Annotated in this window: 21 protein-coding genes and 1 other annotated feature; of the genes, 4 read left to right on the top strand and 17 right to left on the bottom strand. The window is 51.3% G+C overall.

Going from position 1 to position 25,947, the window contains the following annotated elements:
* Positions 1 to 9 precede the first annotated feature (9 nt).
* The 7 genes from carA to ribF form a co-directional block, all read right to left on the bottom strand.
* Positions 10 to 1,158, bottom strand: coding sequence for a glutamine-hydrolyzing carbamoyl-phosphate synthase small subunit (gene carA, locus ACN28R_RS22820; RefSeq protein WP_095835880.1), 1,149 nt, complete (start codon positions 1,156 to 1,158; stop codon positions 10 to 12).
* Between the two features lie 436 nt (positions 1,159 to 1,594).
* The gene (gene dapB / locus ACN28R_RS22815; RefSeq protein ID WP_095835565.1) at positions 1,595 to 2,416 is read right to left on the bottom strand and encodes a 4-hydroxy-tetrahydrodipicolinate reductase; all 822 of its coding nucleotides are present in this window, start codon (positions 2,414 to 2,416) and stop codon (positions 1,595 to 1,597) included.
* 310 nt (positions 2,417 to 2,726) lie between these two features.
* Positions 2,727 to 3,677: a 4-hydroxy-3-methylbut-2-enyl diphosphate reductase gene (ispH, locus tag ACN28R_RS22810; protein WP_048637438.1), complete on the bottom strand. Its 951-nt coding sequence runs from the start codon at positions 3,675 to 3,677 to the stop codon at positions 2,727 to 2,729.
* Complete coding sequence (fkpB, locus tag ACN28R_RS22805; protein ID WP_095835564.1) at positions 3,658 to 4,131, bottom strand: FKBP-type peptidyl-prolyl cis-trans isomerase; 474 nt, start codon at positions 4,129 to 4,131, stop codon at positions 3,658 to 3,660. Before fkpB ends, ispH begins: the two co-directional genes overlap by 20 nt.
* Positions 4,131 to 4,640, bottom strand: a complete 510-nt coding sequence (gene lspA, locus ACN28R_RS22800) for a signal peptidase II (RefSeq protein ID WP_048637436.1) — start codon at positions 4,638 to 4,640, stop codon at positions 4,131 to 4,133. Before lspA ends, fkpB begins: the two co-directional genes overlap by 1 nt.
* Positions 4,640 to 7,453 carry an isoleucine--tRNA ligase gene (gene ileS, locus ACN28R_RS22795; RefSeq protein WP_095835563.1) on the bottom strand — a complete coding sequence of 938 codons (2,814 nt, stop codon included), beginning with the start codon at positions 7,451 to 7,453 and terminating at the stop codon, positions 4,640 to 4,642. Before ileS ends, lspA begins: the two co-directional genes overlap by 1 nt.
* A 32-nt stretch (positions 7,454 to 7,485) precedes the next feature.
* On the bottom strand, positions 7,486 to 8,427 hold the full coding sequence (gene ribF / locus ACN28R_RS22790) for a bifunctional riboflavin kinase/FAD synthetase (protein WP_048637434.1): 942 nt from the start codon (positions 8,425 to 8,427) through the stop codon (positions 7,486 to 7,488).
* A gap of 416 nt (positions 8,428 to 8,843) precedes the next feature.
* Here ribF and rpsT point away from each other — a divergent pair, with 416 nt between their 5' ends.
* On the top strand, positions 8,844 to 9,107 hold the full coding sequence (gene rpsT / locus ACN28R_RS22785; protein WP_009111382.1) for a 30S ribosomal protein S20: 264 nt from the start codon (positions 8,844 to 8,846) through the stop codon (positions 9,105 to 9,107).
* 291 nt (positions 9,108 to 9,398) lie between these two features.
* Here the strand turns inward: rpsT and dnaJ are convergent, their stop codons facing one another.
* The gene (dnaJ, locus tag ACN28R_RS22780) at positions 9,399 to 10,529 is read right to left on the bottom strand and encodes a molecular chaperone DnaJ (protein ID WP_048637433.1); all 1,131 of its coding nucleotides are present in this window, start codon (positions 10,527 to 10,529) and stop codon (positions 9,399 to 9,401) included.
* 111 nt (positions 10,530 to 10,640) lie between these two features.
* Positions 10,641 to 12,560 carry a molecular chaperone DnaK gene (gene dnaK, locus ACN28R_RS22775; RefSeq protein WP_048637432.1) on the bottom strand — a complete coding sequence of 640 codons (1,920 nt, stop codon included), beginning with the start codon at positions 12,558 to 12,560 and terminating at the stop codon, positions 10,641 to 10,643.
* A gap of 462 nt (positions 12,561 to 13,022) precedes the next feature.
* Here dnaK and satP point away from each other — a divergent pair, with 462 nt between their 5' ends.
* Positions 13,023 to 13,595: an acetate uptake transporter gene (gene satP, locus ACN28R_RS22770; RefSeq protein ID WP_048637431.1), complete on the top strand. Its 573-nt coding sequence runs from the start codon at positions 13,023 to 13,025 to the stop codon at positions 13,593 to 13,595.
* A gap of 107 nt (positions 13,596 to 13,702) precedes the next feature.
* Here satP and ACN28R_RS22765 read toward each other — a convergent pair whose 3' ends face one another.
* Entirely contained in the window at positions 13,703 to 15,040 is a 1,338-nt protein-coding gene (locus ACN28R_RS22765; RefSeq protein WP_048637430.1) for an MFS transporter, read from the bottom strand.
* A 127-nt stretch (positions 15,041 to 15,167) separates the two neighbouring features.
* Positions 15,168 to 15,755, bottom strand: a complete 588-nt coding sequence (gene mog, locus ACN28R_RS22760; RefSeq protein ID WP_095835562.1) for a molybdopterin adenylyltransferase — start codon at positions 15,753 to 15,755, stop codon at positions 15,168 to 15,170.
* A gap of 391 nt (positions 15,756 to 16,146) precedes the next feature.
* Here mog and ACN28R_RS22755 point away from each other — a divergent pair, with 391 nt between their 5' ends.
* The gene (locus ACN28R_RS22755) at positions 16,147 to 17,235 is read left to right on the top strand and encodes a GGDEF domain-containing protein (RefSeq protein ID WP_048637428.1); all 1,089 of its coding nucleotides are present in this window, start codon (positions 16,147 to 16,149) and stop codon (positions 17,233 to 17,235) included.
* 166 nt (positions 17,236 to 17,401) lie between these two features.
* Here the strand turns inward: ACN28R_RS22755 and tal are convergent, their stop codons facing one another.
* Positions 17,402 to 18,355: a transaldolase gene (tal, locus tag ACN28R_RS22750; RefSeq protein ID WP_048637427.1), complete on the bottom strand. Its 954-nt coding sequence runs from the start codon at positions 18,353 to 18,355 to the stop codon at positions 17,402 to 17,404.
* A gap of 364 nt (positions 18,356 to 18,719) precedes the next feature.
* Between tal and yaaA the strand changes: the two genes are divergently transcribed.
* Positions 18,720 to 19,493: a peroxide stress protein YaaA gene (gene yaaA, locus ACN28R_RS22745; protein WP_095835561.1), complete on the top strand. Its 774-nt coding sequence runs from the start codon at positions 18,720 to 18,722 to the stop codon at positions 19,491 to 19,493.
* Between the two features lie 164 nt (positions 19,494 to 19,657).
* Here the strand turns inward: yaaA and thrC are convergent, their stop codons facing one another.
* The 5 genes from thrC to ACN28R_RS22720 all read right to left on the bottom strand — a co-directional run bounded on the left by thrC (position 19,658) and on the right by ACN28R_RS22720 (position 25,449).
* Positions 19,658 to 20,947 carry a threonine synthase gene (gene thrC / locus ACN28R_RS22740; RefSeq protein WP_048637425.1) on the bottom strand — a complete coding sequence of 430 codons (1,290 nt, stop codon included), beginning with the start codon at positions 20,945 to 20,947 and terminating at the stop codon, positions 19,658 to 19,660.
* Between the two features lie 3 nt (positions 20,948 to 20,950).
* Positions 20,951 to 21,880, bottom strand: coding sequence for a homoserine kinase (gene thrB / locus ACN28R_RS22735; protein ID WP_095835560.1), 930 nt, complete (start codon positions 21,878 to 21,880; stop codon positions 20,951 to 20,953).
* Between the two features lie 2 nt (positions 21,881 to 21,882).
* Positions 21,883 to 24,342 carry a bifunctional aspartate kinase/homoserine dehydrogenase I gene (thrA, locus tag ACN28R_RS22730; protein WP_095835559.1) on the bottom strand — a complete coding sequence of 820 codons (2,460 nt, stop codon included), beginning with the start codon at positions 24,340 to 24,342 and terminating at the stop codon, positions 21,883 to 21,885.
* 86 nt (positions 24,343 to 24,428) lie between these two features.
* Positions 24,429 to 24,544, bottom strand: a sequence feature (Thr leader region).
* Positions 24,483 to 24,551 carry a thr operon leader peptide gene (gene thrL / locus ACN28R_RS22725; protein ID WP_072065937.1) on the bottom strand — a complete coding sequence of 23 codons (69 nt, stop codon included), beginning with the start codon at positions 24,549 to 24,551 and terminating at the stop codon, positions 24,483 to 24,485. Its footprint overlaps the feature before it by 62 nt.
* Positions 24,552 to 24,762: 211 nt before the next feature.
* Positions 24,763 to 25,449, bottom strand: coding sequence for a tRNA/rRNA methyltransferase (locus ACN28R_RS22720; protein WP_048637422.1), 687 nt, complete (start codon positions 25,447 to 25,449; stop codon positions 24,763 to 24,765).
* Positions 25,450 to 25,947 lie beyond the last annotated feature (498 nt).

The raw sequence follows: 25,947 nt of genomic DNA, 5'->3' as shown, positions 1-25,947 counted from the left end.
CGCTCCTGATTATTTGGCGGAAGAACGGTAAGTCTTGATCAATTCAATAAAGTGGTCGAAAAACGGCGCCGCATCGTGCGGCCCCGGGCTGGCCTCGGGATGCCCCTGAAAACTGAACGCCGGTTTATCCGTGCGGTGAATCCCCTGCACCGTCTGGTCGAACAGCGAGATGTGCGTCACGCGCAGCGTGTCGGGCAAATTATTTTCATCAACCGCAAAACCGTGGTTCTGTGCGGTGATGATCACGCGGTTGTTATCCAGATCTTTGACCGGATGGTTGCCGCCGTGGTGACCAAGCTTCATTTTGATCGTCTGCGCACCGCTCGCCAGCGCCAGCAGTTGGTGACCGAGACAGATACCGAATACCGGGATATCCGTTTCCAGGAAAGCCCTAATCGCGCGGATGGCGTAGTCGCAAGGTTCCGGGTCGCCCGGTCCGTTCGACAGGAAAATGCCATCCGGGTTGAGTTTCAAAACCTCTTCTGCCGACGTTTGCGCCGGCACAACCGTCAGGCGGCATCCTCTGTCGACCAGCAGACGCAGAATGTTGCGTTTCACGCCGTAGTCATAAGCCACTACATGGTAAGGCAGTTCGCTTTCCGGCGTGTCGGCCGGCAGATCTCCTTCCAGCGTCCAGCTCCCCTGCGACCAGCGATAGCTTTGCGCGGTGGTGACCTCTTTCGCCAGATCCATCCCTTTCAGCCCGGGAAAAGCCTGCGCTTTTTCCAGCGCCAGTTCGGCGCTCGGTTCGTCACCGGCGATAATGCAGCCATTCTGAGCGCCCTTTTCGCGCAGCAGGCGAGTCAGTTTGCGGGTATCGATATCGGCGATGGCAACGACATTGTTGCGTTTGAGGTACTCAGAAAGGTCTTCTTCACTGCGGTAGTTGCTGGCAATCAACGGCAGATCGCGGATTACCAAACCTTGAGCCTGTATGGAAGAGGATTCTTCATCACTGGCGTTAGTGCCGACATTACCAATATGGGGATAAGTGAGAGTGACAATCTGGCGGGAATAGGATGGATCAGTAAGGATTTCTTGATATCCGGTCATCGACGTATTGAAGACCACTTCCCCCACTGCCGACCCTACTGCCCCGATGGCCCGACCATGGAATTGGGTTCCGTCTTCCAGAACCAATAGCGCTGACTTAATCAAAACACCCTCCAAGGAATAAAAAATCATGTTATTTGCATATTAATTCAGATTAATCGATCTAAATCAACGCAAAAACCACCCTCAAGGTAAATTTTTGGCAAATTGGGCGCATTTTAATGATGACCGGCTAAATTGTCTACTTCAACCGCACTTTTTCCCTTCTTTTTATCCTTTATGGTATAAATACCGTCCCTCAAGCGTAAAAAGGTATGTTAACTAAGGAAAGTAAACGGTTGCCAACCCACATGGCTGAAACAAGTGTATTAATCAACCAATATCGCCGATTATCGGGTTTCAGCAGCCACAAACGCGACTGAAAACAAGAGAAAACAACAAAAAGAAAGGATTTAGTAAAAAAAACAGACCATAGACCAATAAATATAAGTAACGATAAATAATCGCTACTTATATCAATCAGTTAACAATAAATTATCTTTTATAAATCAGCCAATCCCAGCACGTCGCCCATATCGAAAAGCCCGGTTTTTTTATCTTTTAGCCATATTGCGGAACGAACGGCGCCATTTGCAAATGTCATACGGCTGGAAGCCTTATGGGTAATCTCAACGCGCTCGCCAATATCAGCAAACATTGCCGTATGCTCACCGACGATATCCCCCGCCCGCACGGTGGCGAAACCAATACTTTTCGGATCGCGCTCCCCGGTATGCCCTTGCCGTGCGTAAACCGCGCATGTTTTCAGATCCCGGCCCAAAGCGCCGGCGATGGCTTCGCCCATCGCCAACGCCGTTCCTGAAGGCGCATCCACTTTATGGCGGTGATGAGCTTCAATAATTTCGATATCGGTATACTCCCCCATGACTTTGGCGGCTTTCTCCAGCAGTTTCAGCATGACATTCACGCCAACGCTGAAATTAGCGGCAAAAACAATACCGATATCCTGTGCAGCCTCGCGGATAGCGTTTTTTCCCTGTTCATCAAAACCAGTGGTGCCGATAATCATCGACTTATGGTGCTGACGACAAAACGCCAAATGGGCCAGCGTGCCTTCAGGCCGGGTAAAATCGATAAGCACATCAAAATCATCACGGACGGCATCCAGGTTGTCGCTCACCGCCACGCCAGATTTCCCCAACCCGGCCAGTTCACCCGCGTCGGCCCCCACCAGAGAAGACCCCTGACGCTCCAACGCCGCGCCCAATACCGCGCCTGTAGTCTGTTCAACCGCTTGAATAAGCTGACGCCCCATGCGGCCACCGGCACCGGCTACCGCGATACGGATCAATGAATCCTTCATAATGTCTCTCTCTTTGCTATTTCCGCTATACGATGTCGCTAATGAATGTCAAAACGCTGAGTATACGTTAGGTTAACGGGCGTGAAACGCCGCCGCCAGCGTATTTGTCACTCGATTAGACATTACGTCAGCGGAAAAATTAAATCAGTAAAAACCATCATAACCCGCGGCTGGAATCAATAACTCGAAAACAATAACGCATAAACATGCATTTTTATCAAATTATTATTAATGGGTAATGACGGCTGTGCAGAAGGTATGAAAGCGATAAAAAGGCGGAGGGAGGAAACCTCGCCACCGCCAGACGACTCTAGTCGATTTGCTTTACCTCGACACGCAGTTCTTTCGGCACTTCAAAGACGATGTTTTCTTCCCGCCCTTGAATCTCGACCGTAACCTTGCCACCCAGCGCCTGCAAACGACTGAGCACCTGCTGCACCAGAATATCCGGCGCCGAGGCGCCGGCCGTCACGCCGACATGATCAATGCCCGCCAGCCAGCTTTCCTGAATATCTTCCGCGGCATCAATCAGATAAGCGGCTTTACCGGCTCGCTGCGCCAATTCGGCCAATCGATTGGAGTTAGAAGAGTTCTTCGACCCCACCACCAGCACCACATCCGCCATCCCCGCTAAACTGCGTACCGCTTCCTGGCGGTTGGTGGTGGCGTAACAGATATCATCTTTACGCGGGCCGATAATCCGCGGGAAACGCTCACGCAATGCGTCAATCACCGCTGACGTATCATCAACCGACAGCGTGGTCTGCGTCATAAAGCACAGGTTGTTCTCATCCTTTACCTGCAGCCGCCAGACGTCATCCGGCGACTCAACCAGATACATACCGCCAGCCGGATTGCTGTACTGTCCCATCGTCCCTTCCACTTCCGGATGCCCGGCATGACCGATAAGGATAGCCTCAACCCCTTTACGGCTGGCCCGCGCCACTTCCATATGCACTTTGGTCACCAGCGGGCAGGTGGCGTCAAAGACCGTCAGATCGCGGCTTTTCGCCTCATTGCGCACGGCCTGGGAGACGCCATGCGCGGAGAAAATCAGGATTGAGCCGTCCGGCACTTCGTCTATCTGCTCAATAAATATCGCGCCGCGCTCACGCAGTCCGTTGACGACATAGCGGTTATGCACCACTTCGTGGCGCACATAGATCGGCGTACCAAATATCTCTAACGCCCGTTCAACAATGCTGATGGCGCGATCAACCCCGGCACAAAAACCACGTGGGTTAGCCAGCAATATCTGCATGGGGAACCTCCTGCTGAGATGGATCAATGTCCAACACTTCTAGATCGAACGTAATAGACTGACCGGCCAACGGGTGATTAAAATCCACCGTAACGGACTCCTCCGCCACTTCGCGGACGATCCCAGGCATATCCGTACCACCGATACCGCTGAACAACATGATGGTCCCGACATCCGGCACCCCGGTCTGGGCAAAATCGCGGCGCAGAAAAAACTGGATCATATCAGGATTCTGCGGGCCGAAAGCAGATTCCGGCGGCAGCGTGAACTGGCGTTTCTCACCGCGTTTTAAGCCTCGCAGGTGCTGTTCCAGTTCATCGGACAAACTGCCGTCGCCAAGACGAAACAACGCAGGCTTGCCGTTTTCATGGGTGGATTCCGCCACTGACCCGTCTTCCAGGGTCAGGGTGAAGTGCACCAGCACAGCGCTGTTGCTCTGTACAGTCTCAGACATCAATGGCCCTTTTGCTTAACCGAATCGTCATGTTTACTGAAAAAACCTTCCAGTACGATGAGCGCCGCGCCGACACAGATAGCGCTGTCTGCCAGATTGAACGTGGCAAAATGCCAGTTGCCTACATAAAAATCGATAAAATCCACGACAAAACCATGCCACATCCGGTCAAACAGGTTGCCTAACGCACCGCCGATAATCAACGCATAAGCGATGTTATTCAGTCTTTGGCGCGCGCTGCCGCGATACATCAGCACCAGCATAGCAATGACAATGGCAATGGCGATCCCGGCAAAAAACCAGCGTTGCCAACCGCCTTTATCAGCCAGAAAACTGAATGCCGCGCCATAATTGCGGGCATAGTGCAGATTCAGATGCGAAATCAGCGGCTGGGTGTCCCCCAACGCAAAGTTGGCTAAAATCCACTGTTTGCTGCCGAGGTCAACAACCAGAACCAACAGCGCCAGCCAAAGCCAGCGCAACCCACTCGAACAGATCGATTTATTCATCAGACAAATTTACGCTCTTCGCCTTTGCCGCCGACGTTGGTCGCGCAGCGACCACAAATGTCGGGATGATCGGTATCAATACCGATATCTGACTCGTAATGCCAGCAACGCGGACACTTGTGCCCTTCCGCCTTGCTTAAGGCAATTTTCAATCCAGCTAGTTCAGTACTCTGTGCATCGGCCGGCGCATTTTCGTACGACTCAACCTTCGCTTTCGAGGTCAACAGGGCAAAATGCAGTTCCTGATGCAGCTGATTCAGCTTATCCGCCAGACCGGCGTCGGCATACAGCGTGACGGACGCTTCCAACGATCCGCCGATACGCTTGTCGTTACGCGCTTGTTCGATCACTTTGTTCACTTCACTGCGAACTTTCAGGATATCGGCCCAGAATGCGTCATTCATGACGTCTGCCGTATCCAGACCGAACAAACCGTCATACCACTCTTCGGTAAACACATACTGAGCGCGTTCACCGGGCAGATATCCCCAAATCTCATCCGCGGTGAATGACAGGATAGGCGCCATCCAGCGAACCAGCGCTTCAGAAATATGATACAGCGCCGTCTGACAGCTGCGACGCGCGATGCTGTCGCTCTTGGCGGTGTACTGACGATCCTTGATGATATCAAGATAGAATGACCCCATCTCGATAGAGCAGAACTGCATCAGACGCTGCACCACGCGGTGGAAATCGTAGCTGTCGTAGGCTTCGGTGATCTCTTCCTGCGCCGCTTGCGCACAGCCGACCGCCCAGCGATCCAGCACCACCATATCTTCCGGCTTCACCCTATCCGTCTTCGGATCAAACCCATTCAGATTAGCCAGCAGGAAACGCGCGGTGTTGCGAATACGGCGATAGGCATCGGCCGAACGTTTCAAGATCTCATCAGACACCGCGATTTCACCGGAATAGTCGGTTGAACCGATCCACAAACGCAGAATATCGCCGCCCAGTTTATTCATGACATCCTGCGGGCTGATGGTATTACCGATCGATTTGGACATTTTGCGTCCCTGACCATCGACGGTGAAACCGTGCGTCAGCACCTGACGGTAAGGCGCTTTTCCTTTGATCGCCGTCGAAATCATCAGAGAAGACATGAACCAGCCGCGATGCTGATCGGAACCTTCCAGATACATATCCGCCGAATGGCCGCCGAATTCAGGGCGAACCTCAACCACGGACGCATGCGTCGATCCGGAGTCAAACCAGACATCCAGCGTATCCGGAACCTTAACGTAATTCTCGGCATCGGCACCCAGCACGTCTTTCGGATCAAGATCCCACCAGGCCTGAATGCCATCTTTCTCGACGCGCTTAGCCACTTCTTCGATCAATTCTTTGGTGCGAGGATGCAGCTCTTCCGTTTCTTTATGGACGAAGAGCGACATCGGCACGCCCCAGGTACGCTGACGGGAAATACACCAGTCAGGGCGATTGGCGACCATCGCTTCAATACGCGCCTGGCCCCAGTCAGGGATCCACTGCACGCTTTTGATTTCAGACAGCGACTGTTTACGCAGTCCTTTCTGATCCATGCTGATGAACCACTGCGGCGTAGCCCGGAAGATGATCGGGGTTTTATGCCGCCAGCAGCACGGGTAACTGTGCAACATTTTTTCCAGATGCAGCAGCGCGCCGTGTTCGCGCAGGATCTCGACGACGATATCGTTAGCCTTGAAGACAAACTTGCCGTCCAGATCGGGATAGGTTCCGGTCAGATAGCAGCCGTTCGGCCCGACCGGATTCGCGATTTCCAGTCCATATTGCTGACCGACGACATAGTCTTCCGGACCGTGTCCGGGGGCGGTATGCACCGCGCCGGTACCGGCATCCAGCGTCACGTGATCGCCCAGAACGACCGGCACATCAAAGCCCATGAACGGATGCTGAAAGCGCAATAATTCAAGATCGCCGCCCTGGCATTCGCCCAGCACTTCCCAGCGCTCGGCGCCGATACGCTTCATCACGCTTTCCACCAGATCGGCGGCGAGAATTAACGCCCGGCCTTCTATCTGAACCAGCTGGTAAACGAACGCTGAGTTCAGCGCGATAGCGCGGTTGGCGGGTAACGTCCACGGCGTAGTGGTCCAGATGACCAGAGAAAGCGGGCCGTCAACCTGGCTTACGCCGAATTTCGCACAAACAGAAGCGGCATCGACGGCGTTAAACGCAACGTCAATCGCGGGCGACGTTTTGTCGTAGTATTCCACTTCGGCTTCCGCCAGCGCGGAACCGCAATCGGCACACCAGTGCACCGGCTTGGCGCCTTTATGCAGATGGCCGTTATCAATGACCCGGCCCAGCGTACGAATGATGTTGGCTTCCGTTGTAAAGTCCATCGTCAGGTACGGATGTTCCCAGTCGCCCAGCACGCCAAGACGGATAAAATCCTTCTTCTGACCGGCAACCTGTTCGGCCGCATATTTACGGCATTCGGCGCGGAACTCCGCGGCGCTGACCTTCTCGCCCGGCTTACCGATAAGCTGTTCGACTTTCAGTTCAATCGGCAGCCCATGGCAGTCCCAGCCGGGTACATACGGCGAGTCATAGCCAGACAACGTTTTAGACTTAACGATAATGTCTTTAAGAATTTTATTAACTGAGTGACCAATATGAATGCTGCCATTCGCATAGGGAGGGCCATCGTGCAGAATAAAGGTTTTTTTGCCCTTTTTAGCATGGCGAATAATCCCGTACAGATCCTGTTCATACCAACGTTTCAGCATGTCAGGTTCACGCTTGGCCAAATCGCCACGCATCGGGAACCCTGTTTCCGGCAAATTCAGGGTAGTCTTATAGTCACTCATTAGATTCTCGATTTCGTCTTCGGCTAGAAAAATTAAACCGGTGTCTTTAACCCAAAAAATATCCGGGCCGTCACCACATCGTCAGCGATTTGTTGCTTTAACGCTTCAAGCGAAGCAAACCGCTGTTCATTACGTATTTTTTTGCGCAACACCACTTCTATATGACGACCATATAAATCCATCGTCGTATCCAGCAGGTGCACCTCAAGCTGCTGGCGCTTGTCTCCGGTTACCGTCGGACGCGAACCAATATTGGCTACGCCCGGCACCGGTTTCTCGCCAAGGCCGTACACGCTGACGGCATAAACGCCATTGACTGGCGATACCTGACGCTTTAACGGCAGATTGGCGGTAGGGAAACCTATCGTTCGTCCCAGCGCATTCCCATGAATTACTCGCCCGGAAATACTATACGGATGCCCTAACAGATTTTCCGCCAGCGTTAAATCATCGCTCATGAGCGCTTCGCGCACCGCTGTGCTGCTCACTCGTTTGCCATCATTACAAAATGAAGCGGTGCTGATAACCTCAAACCCCGCCGCGGCGCCAGCCTTCTGTAATAACAGGAAATCCCCCTGACGACCAGCCCCGAAGCGGAAGTCATCGCCTACCACCAGAAACCTGACGCCCAGTTTTTCCACCAATAAAGTAGAAATAAAGGTTTGCGCATGGTTCGCGGCAAAGCGAGGGTCAAACTTAACGCATAGCAGATAGTCCACGCCCGCATTCTTCAGATAATTCACTTTATCGCGCAGGCTCGTCAACCGCGCAGGCGCTTTCTCGGCAGAAAACAGCTCCTGAGGCTGCGGCTCGAATATCATCACCATCACAGGTAGCCCGCGGGACCGCCCTTCCTGTTTCAGACGTTCAAGCAGCATCTGATGCCCGCGGTGCACGCCGTCAAAATTACCAATAGTGAGCACACAGCCATGGTGGCGCGCCCGAAGATTGTGTATACCGCGAATTAGCTGCATAGCTGGCTCAGAACAAATGGGTTAAATAATGGAAATCGGCGGATTATACCTTGTACAGCGAGTAAGGTTAACCCGCGATTCACGCCTTTTGCTGACAGCATTGCCAATACCGTCGGTATTTTTGTTGTCCGCACGCCGATCGCCGACCCGCTTCGGCCAGGAAGTCAGGCATTCCGCCGGGGTTTTATCCGTGATTAATGGTTTTATCAATGATTAATGACATCCGGGTAAATTTATAACGTGAAAAGCTGTATTCCACAGCGTGAAGCTGTTAAAATCCTGCGCCATCACAACGTAACAAGCGTTGACGTACAAACGACGCTTATTTGCACAAATCCATTGACAAACGAAGGCTAAAAGGGCATATTCCTCGGCCTTTGAATTGTCCTCGATAGAATATATTTGGGAGTTGGACCTTGGCTAATATCAAATCAGCTAAGAAACGCGCCGTACAATCTGAGAAGCGCCGCAAGCATAACGCAAGCCGTCGCTCCATGATGCGTACTTTCATCAAGAAAGTATACGCGGCGATCGCTACTGGCGATAAAGAAGCGGCACAGAATGCGTTTAATGATATGCAACCGATCGTGGATCGCCAGGCAAGCAAAGGCCTGATCCACAAAAACAAAGCTGCACGTCATAAATCCAATCTGGTAGCGCGCATCAACGCTATGCAATAATTGCGGTTTCGCATATTGCTGCTAGAAAAAACCGGCTCAGGCCGGTTTTTTTGCGTCTGTAGTTCATCAACTTCACTAGTCATCAATTTCACATCCGCCATGATGACGTAAACGTTTTTCCGCCAGCGCTAAATCGTCGCTTATGAGCGCTTCTCGCACCGCCGTGCCGCTCACTCGCTTGTCATCATACGGCAACGGTCCAAAGGAAAGTCGGCGCCGTCCGCCATAAAAAAACCGGCCGCTGATTCGCCGACCGGTTTTTCTGTTGCAATGCCTAAAGACGATAAAATATCAGCGAGTCAGATCGTCAAAAAACTTCTTCACGCCGTCAAAGAAACTTTTCGATCGCGGACTGTTTCTTTCACCCGACGGGCCGCCAAAACTTTCCGCCAATTCTTGCAGCAGTTCTCTTTGCCGATCGTTCAGACTCACGGGGGTTTCCACCACAACCCGGCATAACAGATCGCCCTGCGCGCCGCCCCGTACTGATTTCACGCCCTTGCCGCGCATGCGGAACAGCTTGCCGGTTTGCGTTTCCGCAGGCACTTTCAGCTTCACGCGGCCATCCAGCGTCGGGACTTCAATTTCTCCGCCCAATGCCGCCATGGCGAAATTAATCGGCACTTCACAGTACAGGTTGTTTTCTTCACGCTGGAAGATCGGATGCGCTTTCACCTGAACCTGAACGTACAAATCGCCCGCTGGCGCGCCATGCTCCCCCGCTTCTCCTTCTCCGGACAAACGGATGCGATCGCCGGTATCCACCCCGGCCGGGATCTTCACCGACAGCGTTTTGCTCTTTTCTACGCGGCCATGGCCGTGACATTTAGTGCACGGATCCTTGATGATCTTACCGCGCCCATGACAGTGCGGACAGGCCTGTTGAACAGTGAAAAAGCCCTGGCGCATTTGTACCTGACCATTACCATGACAGGTAGGACAGGTAATGGGAGAGCTGCCAGGCTTGGATCCGCTGCCATGGCAGGTATCGCACTCTTCCAGCGTAGGGATACGGATCTCTTTGGTGACGCCACGGACAGCTTCTTCCAGCGTTAATTCCATGTTATAGCGTAAGTCGGAACCCCGACTCGCACGCTGACGACGGCCTCCGCCAAAAATATCCCCGAAAACGTCGCCAAAAATATCGCCAAAATCGGCACCGCCGCCAAAACCGCCGCCGCCTCCCATACCACCTTGTTCAAATGCAGCATGGCCGTACTGATCGTAGGCGGCACGTTTCTGCGAGTCGGTGAGGACCTCGTAAGCTTCTTTAATCTCTTTGAACCGTGCTTCGGCATTTTGATCACCTGGATTACGATCCGGGTGAAACTTCATCGCCAGACGCTTATAAGCCTTCTTGATTTCACGCTCATCGGCATCTTTAGCAACGCCTAAAATCTCGTAATAGTCTTGCTTCGCCATTCTTTTTTTCCTGCCCTCAACATGCGTGCACGGGCGCAGAGTTTCCTCAACGCCCGTGCTGGTTGCCAGCAACAGTCCCTAGTTACCGTTACTGCGCCCGCTTAAGGGCGATTACTTTTTATCTTTTACTTCTTCAAACTCGGCATCAACTACGTCGTCGTCTTTACGAGCAGAAGTATCGTTCGTATCCGCGGCACCTTCAGCGCCGGCCTGAGCCTGCTGCTGAGACGCTTCCAACAATTTACCAGAAGCCTGAACCAGCGCCTGGATTTTCGCTTCGATATCCGCTTTGTCTTCGCCTTTCAGTGCGCTTTCCAATGCCTTCAGGGCGTCGTCAATGGCAGTTTTATCATCAGCGGCCAGGTTATCGCCAATTTCTTCCAGCTGTTTACGCGTGCTGTGCAACAGGTGGTCGCCCTGGTTACGAATCTGAACCAGTTCTTCAAACTTACGGTCAGATTCCGCATTCGCTTCCGCATCACGAACCATTTTCTGGATTTCATCTTCATTCAGACCAGAAGAGGCTTTGATGGTGATTTTCTGCTCACGGCCGCTGTTTTTATCTTTAGCGGAAACGTGCAGGATACCGTCGGCATCGATGTCGAAAGTCACTTCGATCTGCGGCATACCACGCGGCGCCGGCTGAATACCATCCAGGTTAAACTGACCCAGAGACTTGTTATCGCTCGCGCGTTTACGTTCACCCTGCAGGACATGAATCGTCACCGCAGACTGATTATCTTCCGCCGTAGAGAACACCTGGCTGTGTTTGGTCGGGATCGTGGTGTTCTTGGCAATCAGCGCCGTCATCACGCCGCCCATCGTTTCGATACCCAGAGACAGCGGGGTAACGTCCAGCAGCAGAACGTCTTTCACATCACCGGACAGCACGCCGCCCTGAACCGCGGCGCCGATAGCAACCGCTTCATCCGGGTTAACGTCTTTACGCGGCTCTTTGCCGAAGAAGTCAGCCACTTTTTTCTGTACCAGCGGCATACGAGTCTGACCACCGACCAGGATCACGTCCTTAACTTCAGAAACGGACAGACCGGCATCTTTCAGCGCGACCTTCAGCGGTTCCAGGGAACGATTAACCAGATCTTCCACCAGGGATTCCAGTTTCGCACGGGTCACCTTGATGTTCAGGTGTTTCGGACCGGTCGCATCTGCAGTAATGTACGGCAGGTTAACGTCCGTCTGCTGCGCGGAAGAAAGTTCGATTTTGGCTTTTTCCGCCGCTTCTTTCAGACGCTGCATCGCCAGGGGATCGTTACGCAGATCGAAGCCCTGTTCTTTCTTGAATTCATCAACCAGATAGTTGATCAAACGGCTATCGAAGTCTTCGCCACCCAGGTGGGTATCGCCGTTGGTCGCCAGAACCTCAAAGGTTTTTTCGCCATCGACTTCATCAATTTCGATAATAGAGATATCGAATGTACCGCCGCCCAGGTCATACACGGCGATAGTACGGTTACCGACTTCTTTATCCAGGCCATACGCCAATGCGGCTGCGGTTGGTTCGTTAATAATACGTTTTACTTCCAGACCAGCGATACGGCCGGCGTCTTTCGTCGCCTGACGCTGCGCATCGTTGAAATAGGCCGGTACGGTAATAACCGCTTCAGTGACCGGTTCGCCCAGATAATCCTCAGCCGTTTTCTTCATTTTTTTCAGCACTTCCGCTGAAATTTGCGGCGGAGCCATTTTCTGGCCTTTTACTTCCAACCAGGCATCGCCATTGTCGGCTGCAATAATTTTATACGGCATGATATTGGTATCACGCTGTACTTCTTCATCTTTGAAACGACGGCCAATCAGACGCTTAATTGCAAATAACGTATTCTGCGGGTTAGTCACTGCCTGACGTTTAGCCGGCTGGCCAACCAGAGTTTCACCGTCCTGCGTGTAAGCAATGATTGAAGGAGTCGTACGATCGCCTTCGCTGTTTTCCAGTACTTTAACCTGCGTACCGTCCATAATCGCTACACAAGAGTTGGTTGTACCCAGGTCGATACCAATAATCTTACCCATCTAAACATCTCCACTAAAAAGTCATATTCGGTGTGGTAGTTCAACCTACTATGTGGGCGATATGCTGTTTTTCAACTACCCAACATCGTTTTCCACTCATTTAGCGCCGTATTTTAACGATGCTAAGCGAGCTTAACGGCCAACATAAACCTTTTTAATTCGGTCAAACTGTTTTGGTTGAAAATAAGATGGGGTCAACAATTCCATCATCAAGGGGGGAGATGAAAAAAAATGGGCTTTATCCCTTGTTCGCGCAAACTATTCTTGATTTGCCATATTGTATCCCTGCAAACCGCCCGATATGATGCCGCGCTCGCCGATGCAAAAAGGGATCTTCCCGGCGTGATGGCGACAATAGCACCTTAACAAAGCACCTTCCTCAACATGCTTGAAGTTGCCGCTATTCCCGCGTCAACGTCAAGTGCGAAGGAAATATTAATAATCTGTTATTGCAGAGGATTTATGCACACAAACAAGTTGGCTAATCCCGGTCCGCTAGGACTGATGGGCTTCGGGATGACGACGATTTTATTAAACCTGCACAATGCAGGCTTTTTCCCGCTTTCCTCCATCATTCTCAGCATGGGTATCTTTTATGGGGGCATCGCCCAGATCCTGGCCGGTCTACTGGAATATAAAAAAGGAAATACCTTTGGCGTTACCGCATTTACCTCTTACGGCGCGTTTTGGTTGACGCTAGTCGGCATTATCATGCTGCCTAAAATGGGATTGGCCGAAGCCAGCGACGCCAAGTTCCTGGGAGTATTCCTCGGCCTGTGGGGAATCTTTACGCTGTTTATGTTTTTTGGAACATTACGAGCCAATCTGGCATTACAGTTCGTGTTTGCCAGTTTGACCGTACTGTTCGCCTTGCTGGCCATCGGTAATTTTACCGGCAACCATACGCTGCTGACCGTTGCCGGCTTCGAAGGCATTGTCTGTGGGGCAAGCGCAATCTATCTGGCAATGGCGGAAGTGATAAACGAACAGTCAGGCCGCAGGATTCTGCCTATTGGCGAATGCCGCGCGCACTAAATTCGAGATACTATTTAGGGTGCGCCGACAAAGCCCAATCAACACCATTCGTCGTTCCTTATCGTGCAGACGTTGTCATCAGCACGATAAGGGATGGCGCGTCGGAATTAAACGCCGACGGTAGAATGCGATCCTTCTTTCCCGGCAGTCTGCTGGGCGGCGTCACTATCCAGATCGCGGGATAAATAAACGCCCAGCGACACTCCGACGCCAGCCAGCGTTAATACGTACCAGGCCGGCGCCAACGGCGTAACCTTCATAATTAAGGTGACGAAAATCGGCGTCAGCCCCCCAAAGATGGCGTAAGCCACATTGTAGGAAAACGAGATCCCGGAAAAACGCACCTCGGCCGGGAAGGCTCGCACCATAACGTAAGGCACCGCCCCGACCACCCCAACGCTGAATCCGGTGATTGCATAGCCGGCGAACAGCAGTTCCGTATCGCTTGCCGCGACACTATAGAAAAACCAGCTGCACACGGCCAGCAAAAGGCTGCCAAAAATAAAAATCTTGCTGGTGCCAAAACGATCGATCAGCAGACCGGCAACGACGCAGCCGAACATCAAAGCGATGGTAGCCAGGCTGTTGGCCTGTAACGCCATCGCAGCAGAAATGCCGTGTACTTTTTGCAGATAGGTGGGAGCCATTAAAATCACCACCACGATGCAAGCCGACAGCATCCAGGTAAGCAGCATAGAAACCACGACCGCTCTCTTATGATTGACGACCACGGATTTCAACGGCAATTCCGAGGCCAGCTTCTTATGCGCCTGCATTTCAATGAAGATGGGGGTTTCCTGTAACCAGCGGCGTAGATACATCGCCACCAGACCGAAAATTCCCCCGATGAAGAACGGCAAACGCCAGCCCCCGTCAGCTAACTGCGCCGGGGTAAAGAGGGTATTCAGCAATGTCGCAATCATGGAGCCCAGTAAGATCCCCACCGTCAGGCCGGCGGTCAAGATACCGCAGGCAAGGCCGATGCGGGAACGGGGAACGTGTTCCGCCACAAACACCCAGGCGCCGGGAACCTCGCCGCCAATCGCCGCGCCTTGCAGCACGCGCATCAGCAGCAGTAATAATGGAGCGGCAATACCAATAGATTGATAGGTGGGCAGCATCCCCATCGCCAACGTCGGCAGCGCCATCAGCAAAATGCTCAGACTAAACATTTTCTTACGCCCCACCAGGTCGCCGAAATGGGCCATGACGATGCCCCCCAGCGGACGAGCCAAATAACCGGCGGCGAAAATGCCAAAGGTCTGAACCTGACGCACCCACTCAGGAATGTCCGCCGGGAAAAAGAGATCGCCGATAACCGCCGCGAAAAAGACGAAAATGATGAAATCATAGAACTCCAGCGCACCGCCCAGGGCGGCCAGAGAGAGTGTTTTGTAATCCTGTCGGTTCAATCGACGGTGTGGTTGCTGATGCTCGCGTTCCATAATTTACCGTGCAGTGCCAGATGGAATAGATAAAACTTCGCCCTTAAAGTGTAAAGCCAAGATTACTATACCGGCAAAATTTTTATACACCAGCAAGACTGGATCTTATTTGTGAAATAGCTCAACTTTAGTTTTTTATTTCACGTACGGCATTTTTAGGACGAAAAGCTGCTACTACCGTTGGGTCGGTTTCCACATAAGGCCCTTCCAGTAGCTGTATACAGTAAGGAACACTGGCAAAGATCCCGGCGACGATAACGTTGCCGTCAGCATCTTTAAGCCCTTCCAATGTCTCTTTGATGGATTTAGGCTGCCCAGGCAAATTAAGAATCAACGCATGCTTACGAATCACCCCCACCTGCCTGGACAGGATTGCCGTTGGCACAAATCGCAGACTGATTTGCCGCATTTGCTCACCAAAACCCGGCATTTCACGATCGGCAACGGCCAACGTCGCATCAGGCGTCACATCACGGCGCGCAGGCCCGGTACCGCCCGTGGTCAGCACCAGATGGCAACCGCGTTCATCCACCAGTTCACACAACGTCTGCTCAATCAGCGGCTGTTCATCAGGAACCAGTCGGGTTTCAACGACAAAAGGCGTCGTCAATGCGGACGACAGCCAAGTTTCCAGCGCGGGTATTCCCTTATCCTGGTAAACCCCGCTGGATGCCCGATCGGAAATGGAGACCAAACCAATATGCAGTACGTTCATAGCAACCCTCTAATAAAATAAAAAACTAATTTTATCAGGATATTGTCTGATTTAAGCACATTATAATAAGAAAAGTGATACGACAGGATCACAACATAAAATATCGTTCAGCGCGATATATGATAATAATTATTAAATACCGTTTAAAAAATGAAACGAACCCACTTCAATCAAGTCATCGTGGGCGCCGAACCTAAAAAAGGTAATAGCGACACCCTGTTTTCCGCCGCCAAACAAACATCAGATTTTTCCCAAACAAAGCTATTTAAACAAAGAAAAAGAAGGCCATGCCATCATTAAACCTCACCAGATTTTGGATAATATGGTAAAGTTGGCACGAATTTTCATATATAAAGATAATAAGTAAAAAAGTCACACCAAGGAAATACCCATGAATAGCGCTAAGTATAAGATATTAGAACTTTTTTCTCATCCTATGTCCGCCTTCATTATTTTTGGTTTTATTTCCTTTTCAATCTCTGTCATCGTCATACATGAATCAAACAAAAGAACCTGGAAGGTAGAAAGACACGACCTGGATTCAATAATCAAAACTTATGAATCATATAATTCCGGCGATGTAACAGAAACTGATATAACGGAAAAAACAGGACGTTATCTTTCTGCCCGAATGAGAACGTTTGCATTTAATACCCGAGACGTCCGCAGAGAATGCATCCATAGATTATCAACCACCGATCTGAAATTTAATGATATGACGATTATCCGGGTGTGTCAGAATAAACTCCCCTCGATCGGAAGTTTTGCAGGAAAGGGCACGCTAACCGTCATTTTTCCTATTCTGTCGGCGCAGGACGATGATCTACTGGGCATTCGCATCAGGACAACGGCAAATGACCCGTATCCCTCGATATTTGACACGCTATCCACCACCACCGCCATCGTTACCATACTTTGCATCGTGCTGCTTATCGCCGTACTAGGCAGCCTGCTTTCCATTCTCACCAAGAAATACCTGATAGAACTCCCTTTAACGGCACGCTATGACGACTTGACCGGCTGCCTGCGTCGAGACGCATTTTTTATGGCTGCCAATAAGGCGCTGAGTATATCCAATTTTTCCAAGCGTCCCCTTTGCGTCATTCTTATCGACATCGATCACTTTAAGAGTGTAAATGATACGCTCGGCCACAGCGCCGGGGATGAGGCATTAAGACTGGTGGCCGACGTGTTTAAAAATTCGTTCCGCCGGGAAGATATTTTTGGCCGAATCGGCGGTGATGAGTTTGCTATTATTTTACCCAATATCGCGCTAAATGAGGCCTATGTGGTTGCGGAACGAGCCAGATCACGCATCAGCGAAATTCGCAGTGAAATATTAGGAACAGACCTCAGCCTAACGGTGAGTATCGGGCTGGTTGAATATCAGATTGAATCAGAAGATTTAATAGAAGTGATGAATCGGGCTGATGAGAAACTCTATGTCGCCAAGGAAATGCGAAATACCGTAGCAAAATAACAATCCATTTAGTGACAGTTTACCCAGAGAATAAAAACGGCCGAAATATGTACTATTTCTTAATTTATAAACGAATCTGATTAATAGTCGACAATATTTAGGATATATACTCGGCACGATAAAAATAGCCGGATATCGCTACCCGGCTGTTTATCCTAACCGTCTTTTACAGTAACTCAGCAATCATTTTTCCCAGTTTTTCCTGATCGACCGCAAACTTACGAATGCCATCAGCCAGTTTATCTACGGCCATTGGGTCTTGATTGTGCTGCCAGTAGAACTGCGATTCGGTCATTTTAGCCGGACGCGCTTTAACCTCGCCGGTATAAGAAAGTTTACGGACCACTTCACCTTCACTTTCAGACAACTCTTTCAGCAACGCCGGCGCGATGGTCAGGCGATCGCATCCGGCCAACTCAAGGATTTCACCCACATTACGGAAGCTCGCCCCCATAACGACCGTTTCGTAGCCGTGTTCTTTGTAGTAGTTATAAATCTCACTAACAGATATCACGCCCGGATCTTCGGCAGGGGCAAATTCTTTTTTATCGCCATTGGCCTTGTACCAATCCAGAATACGGCCAACAAACGGCGAAATAAGAAATGCGCCGGCTTCGGCACATGCGCGCGCCTGGGCAAAGGAGAACAGCAGCGTCAGATTACAGTTGATGCCGTCTTTCTCCAACTGCTCCGCGGCGCGAATCCCCTGCCAGGTGGAAGCCAGTTTGATCAAGATACGGTCATTGCTGATGCCTGCATCGTTATAAAGCTTAATCAGACGCTTGGCTTTTGCGACGCTGGCTTCAGTGTCATAGGAAAGACGAGCATCAACCTCCGTTGAAATACGGCCGGGGATCAGTTTCAGGATCTCAAGCCCGATGTTAACGGCCAGTTTATCGCTAGCATCAATAACCTGCTGCTCACGACTGTCGCTCTGATCGCGCGCCCAGGCAATCGCCTCATCAATCAGCTTACGATATTCAGGAATTTGAGCGGCATTCAGAATGAGTGAGGGGTTCGTCGTGGCATCTTGCGGTTGGTATAATTTCATTGCCGCGATATCACCAGTATCAGCCACAACCGTTGTAAATTGGCGCAGGGAAGTCAGTTTATCCGTCATGTTGGCATTTCTCATTGTTTATATGTGGATTAGTTTATGCGTAGAGTACTAATGCATGAACCGGTAGCATTTTCTATATTTCGCCTGAATCTGATAATAACACGCGCGAAATCGGGCGCAAGATAGCCTTTTCGCCAGCGTCGTCAATCTGTGCGCGATGCTTCATGCTTCCCCCGCGCATGTTGCTGATAGCGGGTGAAAAGACGGCGTAATACTCTGCTATCAGCCAATTATTTTATTGTCGCTCGATGACTAACCCGATGATTGCTGTTCCCTGTTATAGCCATCGCCGCTTTCTTGCCTGATTTTTATCTGGTTCTTGCTATAGTAAGGGCATTGAAATCAGCCCTATAGGACATGGCGAATGTTAATAACTATTTCTCCCGCAAAAACGCTTGATTACACCAGTCCTTTAGCGACAAAACGCTATACCCGGCCGGAATTACTGGATCACGCCAGCCAGTTGATTTCCATTTGTAAGAAACTGACGCCGGCGCAGATCTCATCGCTTATGGGTATCAGCGACAAACTGGGCAGCCTGAATGCCGTTCGCTTTAATGACTGGCGCCCGGACTTTACTCCTGATAATGCGCGCCAGGCGTTACTGGCCTTTAAAGGCGATGTCTATACGGGTTTGGCCGCGCAAGATTTTAGCGAAGACGACTTTGATTTCGCCCAGCAGCACTTACGTATGCTGTCAGGTTTATACGGTGTTTTACGTCCGCTGGATTTAATGCAGCCCTATCGGCTGGAAATGGGGATCAAACTCAGCAACAAGGCCGGCAAAGATCTCTATAGCTTTTGGGGAGATACCATCACCAACAAGCTGAATCAGGCGCTAGGCGAACAGGGCGACGATATTCTGATTAATCTGGCTTCTGACGAATATTTTAAATCGGTCAATCCCAAAAAACTGCCTGCCCGGATCATCAAACCGGTCTTCCTGGATGAGAAGAACGGTAAATTTAAAGTCATCAGTTTTTACGCCAAAAAAGCACGCGGGTTGATGAGCCGGTTTATTATTCAAAATCGGCTGACGCAGCCAGAACAGTTGAAAGACTTCGATTTGGATGGTTATTTCTTTGCTGATGCAGAATCTTCCGCGCAAGAACTGGTGTTTAAGCGCCATGAGCAATGACAACTGCGGCCCCGATCGTCATTGTGGTTCCCTTTCCGTCATTCCCGCGCCGTAGAGTCAGATAAAATCAATCCCCGCCTGCGCTGCGCGGGGATTGCGAATGGAAGAAACCAACTTAACCAGACACTTGAAAGGCGGATGCCTCCGCCCTTGAAGAGCAAGGATTATTGCGGCAACGTCATCAGGAACTGACGCAAGGTCGCGAAATCATTCGGGAAGTTATGCGACAGCAAATCCAGATCGGCGCGTTTCGCCAGGGCTTCAGGCAGCGCCAGTTCTTTGCCCAGAATCGCTTCCACGCTTTCCTTAAATTTCGCCGGATGCGCCGTACCCAGGAACAGCCCGAATTCGCCGGGTTGCAGTTGATCGCGCAATAAGCGGTAGGCAATCGCCGCGTGAGGCTCTGAGGTATAGCCCAGCGCGTCGAGTTCATGCATGGTTTCTTTGGTAGTTTCATCGCTTACCGAACCAAAGCCCAACGTTTTCAACTGCCAGTTTTTACGGCGGAACAGTTCTTCCACTCGCGGCCAGTTGTTCGGCTGGCTGACATCCATGGCGTTGGATAAGGTCGCGACGGTCTTATTCGGCTCCCACACGCCATTGCTCAGGAAACGCGGCACGGTATCGTTCGCATTGGTGGCGGCGATAAAACGCTTAATCGGCAGGCCGAGGGATTTAGCCAACAGGCCGGCGGTCAGATCGCCGAAGTTGCCGCTCGGAACAGAAACCACCAGTTGATTACGCGCTTCCTGCGGCAACTGCGCCACCGCTTCAAAGTAGTAACAGATCTGCGCCAGCAATCGGCTGATATTAATCGAGTTGGCCGAGTTCAAGCCGATGGTTTTTTTCAGCTCTTCATCATCAAAAGCCTGCTTGACCAATGCCTGGCAGGCATCAAAATCGCTGTCAACGGCGATAGTATGAATATTGCCCCCCAGCGTGCAGAACAGTTTTTCCTGTAGCGGGCTGATTTTGCCGCGCGGGTAGAGGATCACCACCCGGATATTTTCCAGGCCGTAAAACGCGTGCGCGACCGCGGCGCCGGTATCGCCGGAGGTGGCGGTAAGAATGGTGATTTTGTTGTCGCCCGCGACTTCAGTCAGCATCTGGGCCATAAAACGGCCGCCGAAATCCTTGAACGCCAGCGTCGGCCCGTGGAACAACTCCAGTGAAGCAATATCTTCCGTAACAGAAACGACCGGCGCAGGGAAGGCAAATGCCGCTTTAACCCGTTGATATACCGTTTCATCAGACATCTCATCCCCAATGTAAGCGGACAAAATACGGCTGCTGCGGGTAACAAAATCCATTTTCAGCAGTTCGTCGATTTCCGTCAGGCTGAACTCGGGCAATTCCAAGGGGAAAAACAGCCCTTGCTGACGTCCCAACCCCTGCTTGATAGCCTGAGCAAAGCTGACCTGCTCGTTATGATCTTTAAGATTGTAGAGTTTCATGCATTATCCCAGTAGTCGTGCGCCAGTCGTATCCAGACGGCAAATATGAACAAAACCTTCATCGTTCTGCAAATAGTTATCCCGCAGCCAGTCAGCCAGGCGCTGAGCGCTACTCATCTCATTACAGACGGAAAATAACGTCGGACCGGAACCGGAAATACCGCAGGCCAGCGCCCCGATATCCTGAGCGGCCTTCCGCGCCTCGGCAAAGCCGGGCAGCAGTTTCGTCCGATAAGGTTCTGCTATTACATCTTTCATCAGCTTAGCCGCCAGCGAAGCCTGGCCGGTATGACAGGCATGGATAAAACCGGCCAGATAACGGCCGTGGCTGATGCAATCCTGACGGCGATATTGCGCCGGCAGAATAGCCCGCGCTTCAGCCGTCGAGACTTTAATGCCCGGATAGGCCATGACCCATAGCCAATCATCAAAGGCGGGAACCGACTGGCTGATAATCCCCTGTTCTTCCAGCATCAACTGAATGCCGCCGAGGAAACAGGGAGCCACATTATCATAATGTACGCTGCCTGAAATGCGCCCTTCCAGTTCGCCCATTAGCGTCAACAGCCGGGTATCGTCCAGCGGCTTACCGCAGAATTCATTCATCGCCATCAGTCCCGCCACCACGGAACAGGCGCTGGAACCCAACCCTGAGCCAATCGGCATGTTTTTCTCAAGCGTCATGGCAACCGGAATGGTTTCACCAATCTCCTGACAGAAACGCTCCCAGCACTGATACACAATATTTTGCTTCGGATCATCCGGCAGCTTGCTGACGAACCGACCTTCGCTACGCAGACTGAACCGATCCGCCGCGACGGCGGAGACGCAGTCCCCCAGCAGTGAACCGTCCACCGGCGAAACGGCGGCTCCCAACACATCAAATCCGACACTGACATTACCAATCGATGCGGGGGCATACACCTTAACCATAATCAAACTCCCAACTTCCATGACAGGGTGCGCAGTAAGTCTGCAAATACGCCAGCGGCGGTAACATCATTACCTGCGCCATATCCCCGTAATACTAATGGTAATGGCTGATAGTAACGGCTATAGAAAGCCAGCGCATTTTCACCATCCTTAACTTTAAACAGCGGATCATTGCTGCCCACCGCGCTGATCTGAACTTTACAGCGCCCATCCTCGATCACCCCGACATAACGCAACACTTTGTCTTCATCACGCGCTTGTGCGATACGGCTGGAGAATTCATCGTCTACCGCCGGCAAACGACTCATAAAGTCGGCCACATCGCCGGAGGCGTCAAAACTGGCCGGCAATACGGATTCGACGTCGATATCATCCAGTTCCAGCTTATAACCGGCCTCGCGAGCCAGGATCAGCAGCTTGCGCGCCACATCCATACCGGACAGGTCGTCACGCGGGTCTGGCTCGGTATAGCCTTTTTCTTTGGCTTGCCGCGTTGCCTCGGACAATGACATGCCCTCATCCAGCTTGCCGAAGATAAACGACAGCGATCCGGATAGGATACCAGTAAAACGGATCAGTTCATCGCCTGCGTTCAGCAGATTCTGCAGGTTCTCAATAACCGGCAGGCCGGCGCCGACGTTGGTGTCGTACAGGAAGCGGCGGCGTGACTGTGCCGCGGCATTGCGTATTTGCTGGTAGTAGTTCATCGATCCCGTATTGGCTTTCTTGTTCGGCGTCACGACATGGAAACCATCCGCCAGGAAATCGGCGTATTGATCGGCAACCGCCTGGCTTGACGTACAGTCCACAATCACCGGATTCAACAAATGATACTCTTTGACCAGACGGATCAGACGCCCCAGGTTAAACGGCTCACGCGCTTTCCCCAGTTCTTCGCGCCAGTTATCCATCGGGATGCCGTTGATGTTGGTCAATAACGCCTTGGAATTGGCGATGCCGCACACTCGCAGGTCGATATGTTTTTGCCGCAGCCACGGCTGCTGACGGTGGATCTGTTCCAAAAGCGCCCCGCCGACGCCGCCGACGCCAATCACGAACACATCAATGACCTGATCGGTATTAAACAGCATCTGATGCGCGACGCGAACGCCGATGGTCGCCATATCATTATTGACCACAACCGAAATTGAACGCTCAGACGAGCCCTGGGCAATGGCGACAATATTGATATTGGCGCTTGCCAGCGCGGTGAATAAACGGGCGGAAAGGCCGCGCAGCGTGCGCATACCGTCACCAACCACAGAGATGATGGCCAGACGCTGCATCACATCCAGCGGATCCAAAACACCTTCTTTCAGTTCCAGATAGAACTCTTCTTCCAACGTCTTTTTCGCGCGAGCCAGTTCATTCTGCGACACGCAAAAACTGATGCTGTATTCGGAGGATGACTGCGTAATCAGGACGACGGAGATCCCCGCCCGCGACATTGCCGCAAATACGCGGGCCGCCATGCCGACCATACCTTTCATTCCCGGCCCGGAAATATTGAACATCGCCATATTATTCAGATTGGTGATGCCTTTTACCGGATATTGCGTGTCGGTGCTGTCCATCCCGATAAGCGTGCCGGGAGCCTGAGGATTTTCGGTATTCTTGATAAGGCAGGGAATTTGGAACTGGGCGATAGGAGCGATGGTGCGGGGATGGAGGACTTTGGCGCCGAAGTAGGATAGTTCCATCGCCTCTTGATAGGACATCGATTTCAATAACCTGGCATCCGGCACCTGACGCGGATCGCAAGTATAAACACCGTCGACATCCGTCCAGATTTCACAACAATCCGCACGCAAACAGGCGGCCAGCACAGCAGCTGAGTAATCCGAGCCGTTACGGCCCAGCACCACCAATTCGCCTTTGTCGTTGCCCGCGGTAAAGCCGGCCATCAGGATGATGTGGTCGGCAGGGATCGCACTTTCGGCAATACGACGCGTAGACTCGGCGATATCAACGGTGGATTCGAGGTAGTGCCCCTGAGCCAGCAATTTTTCCACCGGATTAATCACAGAGACCGAGTAGCCACGAGCCTGAAACACCGCTTCCATAATGGCAATCGACAGTTTTTCGCCACGGCAGATGATCGACGCATTTACACTATCAGGACACTGCCCCAGCAAGGCGATGCCGTGTAAAACCTGTTTTAATTGCGCGAACTCCTGATCCACCAGCGCCTTAAGACGAGCGTCGTCAAAACCGGGCTGGGTTTGCGCAAGGCCTTTTAGCAGAGAGGAGAAGATAGCTTCGGCGTCGTTAAGATGGGGCAGTAAATCTTGTCCGGCAACGGTTTTATCAATCATCGCCACCAAATGGTTAGTAATTTTTGCCGGAGCTGACAGTACGGTGGCAACCTGCCCCTGGCGCGCATTGTTTTCGATAATATCGGCAACGCGCATAAAACGCTCCGCATTTGCCACTGAAGTTCCGCCAAATTTCAACACTCGCATTTTTATTTTTTCTCCTGAATTTCCGCCGCCAAAAACGCCGCAAGCATTTTTGAATGTCTCTGTGGCAAGCAGGCATCGCTCGCCATAAAAAAAAAGCCCGCACTATCAAGTGCGGGCTTTTTTCGATTCTTCTGTATGCGTCAGCCCGCACCGTTACTGGTTGTAATGGTGGTGGTAATAATCGTGGTGATCAGGCTGATATTACGCATTATAAAATCTTATCTTGGTGAATTTAGATTTGACTGCCCTATTAGTAAGGGCAATCACGTCTTGAAGTCAACGGATTTCTTTTTTCTCATCACGCCGAACAAAAGCGGGCAAAAGAGAAATAAACCACGGCACTCAGCAAGGATGGAATTATTTTTTGCAAAAAATAATAAATCAATTTATTCATCTGAGATTAACCCGTTTGAAGATTTTTTATTTTGATATTGCTTTTTCGACGTCGTGCAGCAGCATATGCAACATTGCCGTATCCCGCTGCTCTAAACGCCCCAGCCGTTGATGAATCCAGTCCCGTAATTTCTCATCATCATCCACCGCCAGATTGATCAACAACCGATCTAATCGCTGCCGTAAGGCCGATAGCTGCCCGGACGGCGGCGGCGTGACGGCATCGGGTCTTACCTGCATTAATTCCGCCAGTTGATAGCAATACACCATCACCGCCTGACCAAGGTTCAGCGACGGGTAATCCGCCTTCATCGGGATGCCGGTTAATATATCCGCCAACGCCAGCTCTTCGTTTGTCAGGCCGGAATCTTCACGTCCGAAAACCAGAGCGGCGGACTCCACCCAACCCTGCTTTTCCTGCATCACGTTCAATAGTTCGGCAGGCGAGCAATAGTAACGAAACCTGGCCCGGCTGCGCGCCGTCGTCGCAATGGTAAAATCGATGTCCGCCAACGCATCCGCCAGCGAGGGAAATGTTGTCGCCGCGTCCAGGATATCCCCGGAGCCATGCGCGACCCAGCGGGCGGCTGGCTCTTGATGGACGCGGCTGCCGACGATACGTAGCCCGTCAAAACCCATCGTTTTCATTGCCCTTGCCGCGGCGCCTACATTTTCAGCCCGGGCCGGCTCAACCAAAATAATATGAAACCGCATATATCTCCTCGGCAGCGTCAGGCGCCATGCCGTGATGGCACGAAAGGAAACGGGCGGGAATCCCCCCGAGACAACGCCTCTCCCTACGGTAAAAAAAATATCGTTAACTCTGCTAAGGGTTAACAATAAAACAACAAAATAGCGAATATAATGCCGTTACTGAAAAGAAAAACGGATTGACGCCAGAATATTCATCCGGTGCCGACAACCAGCGGCAATGACAAGATAACTTATTTAATTTCAATAAATTAATGAAGTTTATTTTGTATTAGGCGTTCCGCCCCTTGCTATCAGCATTTACTATGCTGAATCGTTCACAAAAAGTGCTAAATTGTGACCTAAACTAGCAATCCTATAAGTGTTTTTCACAAAATAGTTAACGTGCTACAATGAAATTTGATATATGTCAACAGAACCGTATATTTATCAGTAAGCAAAATCAGAGCTTACTGTTATGTTGCTGTTAATAAGGTTAAACTATGCGCCACTTTGAGTGCC

The organism is Brenneria goodwinii (assembly GCF_002291445.1).
In the GTDB taxonomy this organism is placed as follows: Bacteria; Pseudomonadota; Gammaproteobacteria; order Enterobacterales; family Enterobacteriaceae; genus Brenneria; species Brenneria goodwinii.
This window is presented reverse-complemented; position numbering and strand designations above follow the sequence as displayed.